Here is a 698-nt window from a genome sequence, read left to right on the forward strand (position 1 = left end):
TCATATACACAAGCCCTAAACATATAATCCGATGACAAATCAAAAGGAAGCGCTATAAATGCAGCGATCTTATCATCTATAATTGTCTTATCTCCGATTATCTCTCTAGTTAATACCCAATCATCTGATGCAATCACTTTTTGATATCCTACTCCATCCTCAGCATAAAGTACAGTACGTAATACCTCATGACGTGAAATAATACTTCGTAAAGAAGCCTCTAAAATAACTATATCTAATTGCCCTTCTAAACGTAAAACCGCTGGAATATGATAGGCAATACTACCTTCTAACTTATCTATAAACCACAGTCGCTCCTGACTAAATGATAATGGAATACGTTCTGGCTTATCCTGTGAGATAATCGTAGGTAAAACAGTCCTTTCTGATACCTCTGATAAATGAAGCCCTAAACCAGATATCGTAGGATATGCAAATATATCACGAATAGCAATCTCGACAGATAACTCCTTGCGGATCATAGCAACCAATCGTGTTGCTAATAATGAATGACCTCCTAACTCAAAGAAATTATCAAACACACCAATCTTATCAACTCCTAATAACTCCTGCCAAACAACTACCAATTGTTCTTCAACCTCTGTACGTGGAGCAACATACTCCTGTACTGATAACTGTGACGTATCTATACTCGGTAAATTCTTCTTGTCAATCTTACCATTGCTGGTCAATGGCAT

1 protein-coding gene is annotated in these 698 nt (G+C 37.0%); it reads right to left on the bottom strand.

Annotated elements, in window-relative coordinates; genetic code table 11:
* Positions 1-698, bottom strand: a 698-nt coding sequence (locus Z053_RS29590; protein WP_035097274.1) for a condensation domain-containing protein, incomplete at both ends; no start/stop codon positions are given.

The organism is Aquimarina megaterium XH134 (assembly GCF_000520975.1).
GTDB classification, from domain to species: domain Bacteria; phylum Bacteroidota; class Bacteroidia; order Flavobacteriales; family Flavobacteriaceae; genus Aquimarina; species Aquimarina megaterium.